Below are 3,500 nucleotides of genomic sequence, written 5' to 3'. Positions count from 1 at the left end.
CAATTTATTTGATGAAAAAATTTCTCCGACAATTTATTTGCACTATCACTTCGTTACTTGAGTGCATGTTCATGACGATATAGCTTTATTATTAGCGTTTAATAATGCGCAAACGGTAGCTAAGAAAAACGCCGCTTGAGACCCCCATTGTGAAACACGCCGACGGGAAAGACAAAATACGAGGCTTTGTAAAAGCCGAGATATTTTGTAGGGGGGTTAGACCCCAGTTCAGATTCGCAACTGGCGTCTAACCTAACTGAAAATTATAGTCGCAAAATAAATTTTACTCCTTAATTTTCTTCTTCCCTTGGTTCACAAGGGAAGTCAGACTTATTTTTTCGCGCCGCCGTTTGCGCTCCCTCTACCCGTCATTCTCGAAATCGTTGCGAGCGATATTGCGTTCAGCAATAGCGCAAACCATTCGCAACGATTATCGGGAACCCAATCCTTGGCCTCAACTTTGCCTGCTCCCAAGCGGACGTCGCCTAATATATTTGCGCTATCACTTCGTTACTTGAGCGCGGCTGGTTGATAAAATGACAGCTTCGCTGGCGAATGATTATTACTTTGTTGAAAAACGACGCCAAGGATTGCAATTTATTTCGCGCTATCGCTTCACTACTTGAGGGCGGCCGATAAATTTTTCTATTGTTTTCGCCATGTTGCATTCGCAACATGGCAAGAAAAATTTTCGAGAATGACGAGAGAGAGAAGAGGCGGATTTCAAGGATAATGAGTAGAGATGATTGCCTCACCGCAGGCGCAGGAATCGCTCTAGCTCACCCGGAAGTTTTTGAATTGCCACGGATCCATGGGGTCAAGGTCTTCGGGGAATAAACTATTGCGTTCGAATAGGGGATTCCAATCGGTGTATGCGCCGACCATCTCGCCCAGGTATGGTTTGCACACCGCCAAAATTTCATCGAACGGTAAATCATCGGGTTCCAACAAACCGCGATTCGGGTTTTGCAACGCCCACAACAACGCGGCCATGGCGGAGCAGGTAACCTGCAACGTCGTGGCATTGTTGTTGGTGGCAACGGCGCGGGTTTGTTCAATGGTCAGGCGCGACCCATACCAATAGGCATTTTTGGCATGGCCCATCAACAGCACGCCCAATTCGTCCATGCCGTCCATTACCTCGTCGACCATGACGCGTTTTTTTGGTTGCAGTTGAAAATTATTGCCGGCCATTTCGTGCAATGACAACACCGCGGCGTCGCATGGGTGATAGGCATAATGCACCGTCGGCCGGTATAATTTGCCGTTAAATTCGCCGGTGAAATAATCGGCTATCGCAATCGATTCGATATGCGGAATAATAAATCCGTGATAGGCCAGGTCAAGCGGTGTCCAAGACCGCACGCGCGTTGCCACCCCGGGTTGGTCAAGGTAAATGGCCGAATCGCAACCAAAGCTATGGCGGTGGCCGTCGCGCGGCATGTTTTTTTCGTGCGTGCCCCAACCCATTTCGGCGGGTTGCACGGCCTCGGAATAAAAACCATCAATGCTCCAGGTGTTAACGAATTCGTCGCGATTCTTTTGCATGGTTGGCCGTTGGGTGTCACGCTCCGCCACGTGGATGACCTTGATGCCCAAATCATGTGCCAATTTTGTCCATTCGGCGCGGTTGGTGGGCTTGGCAACCTTATGGCCGGTATCGTGGGCGATATTCACCAGGGCTTGCTTGACAAAATGGCTAACCAACCCTGGGTTGGCACCATGGGCCGAAATGGCGGTTGGCGCGTCCTTATCATTGGCCCAAAGCTTTTTCTTGGCCAGCACCGTTTCGCGCAGGGCGTAATTGCTACGTTGCGATGGGGTAAGGGATAGATCGGTGTAAAAATCGCCCCAGGCCTCGATGCTGGTATCCAAATAAAGCACGCCATGTTGTTTGCACCATTCCATGATTTCGGCCGAGCTGACATCGACCGACAAATTGACCAAAAAATCACCAGCGGTCAGGTATTTCGCCAACACCGCGCCGTAACTTTCCTTGCTGAGCGTATCCAGATGCACCGGTATTTTATGTTTATCGACCAGGTCATTTGGTTTTCGGTCGCGCGTGACAATTGCCAATTGCGTGCGCGGGTCCAAATGGTTGAGCACCAATTGCAAAATGCCCGAGGCAATGGCACCAAACCCCAAGAAAACAATTTTGCCCTTGAAATAAACTTTATTGGAATAAACTTTATCCATTTTATTGGTGTGATTCGTTTTCTTGGGGATAGGGCGGGAGTTATAATCCCGTTACCTATTTTTTATTGCGCGCCTGATGTTGGTTTTTTGCTGGCGGGATTATTATTTGCCGCCGCAAGATTCATGGCAAGCCGTGCCTGTTGGCGGGCAATCACGCTATCGGTGGGTTCGGCGTGGGTCGGGGTGGGGGTAAGGGTGAGTGACAACAAGCAAATCGCCACGCCAGCGATAGTTAGCGCCAATAGTTTTTTTGTATATAATTGTTTTTTCATGTTTTTATGCCTCCATATGGCAAAATAAGGGTTGATGTAAGGTTTATGGTTATGTTTCACCCTCTTATACTACTTTTACGATAATATATAAAGGAATGATAGCATATACGGGCCGAATTGCAACGGGAAAGAAAGACAACGAATGAATTCTAAAGCATTTGAAACAACAAATGATTGCAAAAAATAAAAGATTCTTATTTTTTTTAAAAAAAATACATGGGTGAATAAAAAAAACTTGCAAAAACAATATGTGCATATTAAGACAAAAAATAAATTCAATTATGAATAAAAAATAATAAATAATATAATTACCAGTAGAGTTAAGAATTTAGGCAAGAACATAAACAAGGAGTATCAATAATATGCTAAATAATATGGTCACTTATGGCGCGCGTGTGGGACGTAGGTTTGCTGGCAGTTTGCTGGCGGCCGGTGCGATATTTGGCTTGCCGGCGATTGGCCAGGCTCAGGGGGCAGGTAGCGGTAATAATGGCGCATCGCCCTCAAGCAGCGGAGCGGTAGGGCAAAATTTATTGGCAAATAGCGTCGCCGGCAAATTGATGTTAAAGGCCGATGTCGGTTATGTTTATAGTTTCAGCGGCACGTGGAATAAATCGACCGCCGAAAAGCCCAGCATTGGTGGCAATACATCGGTCGCGACCGGCGGCGTGGGTTATGGTGTGTCATTGGGTTGGACGCATAAATCGGGTTTTGGTATTGCCGGTGATTATTTAGGTTTCGAACATAAATGGACGGGTGGCGGCACCGACGTAACCAAGCCCAACAACCAATATAATTACGACGCGATATATCACGTGTTAACCGTGACGCCGAATTATCGTTTTAAATTGGATGCGGCGGATCGTTGGGGTTTGCGTTTGGGTTTGGGCGTCGGGGTTAGTATTTCCGACATCACCTGGGCAAGGAAGCTTGATACCGCCAACAATGCCCAAGCCAAAAACGGCACGAAAGTCGCGGGCGGGGCGGTGTTTTATAATAAAAACAAAACAGACATTACGGGAACGACAC

Annotated in this window: 3 protein-coding genes; 1 reads left to right on the top strand and 2 read right to left on the bottom strand. The window is 47.2% G+C overall.

From position 1 onward, the window contains the following. Nucleotides 1-774: 774 nt before the first annotated feature. Entirely contained in the window at nucleotides 775-2,199 is a 1,425-nt protein-coding gene (locus QM529_07635; GenBank protein MDI9314525.1) for a saccharopine dehydrogenase C-terminal domain-containing protein, read from the bottom strand. Nucleotides 2,200-2,261: 62 nt separating this feature from the next. Continuing rightward, on the bottom strand, nucleotides 2,262-2,471 hold the full coding sequence (locus QM529_07630) for a hypothetical protein (protein MDI9314524.1): 210 nt from the start codon (nucleotides 2,469-2,471) through the stop codon (nucleotides 2,262-2,264). 362 nt (nucleotides 2,472-2,833) lie between these two features. Between QM529_07630 and QM529_07625 the strand changes: the two genes are divergently transcribed. Next, a partial coding sequence (locus tag QM529_07625) for a hypothetical protein (GenBank protein ID MDI9314523.1) occupies nucleotides 2,834-3,500 on the top strand: 667 nt, incomplete at its 3' end.

This window comes from Hydrotalea sp. (assembly GCA_030054115.1).
In the GTDB taxonomy this organism is placed as follows: domain Bacteria; phylum Pseudomonadota; class Alphaproteobacteria; order JASGCL01; family JASGCL01; genus JASGCL01.
Note: the sequence above shows the minus strand (reverse complement) of the source record. Positions and strands in the feature narration are given on the sequence as shown.

Bases quoted from the DNA above. Each gene is read 5' to 3' on its own strand.
- QM529_07635 (MDI9314525.1), bottom strand. From the start codon at position 2,199: ATGGATAAAGTTTATTCCAATAAAGTTTATTTCAAGGGCAAAATTGTT.
- QM529_07630 (MDI9314524.1), bottom strand. From the start codon at position 2,471: ATGAAAAAACAATTATATACAAAAAAACTATTGGCGCTAACTATCGCT.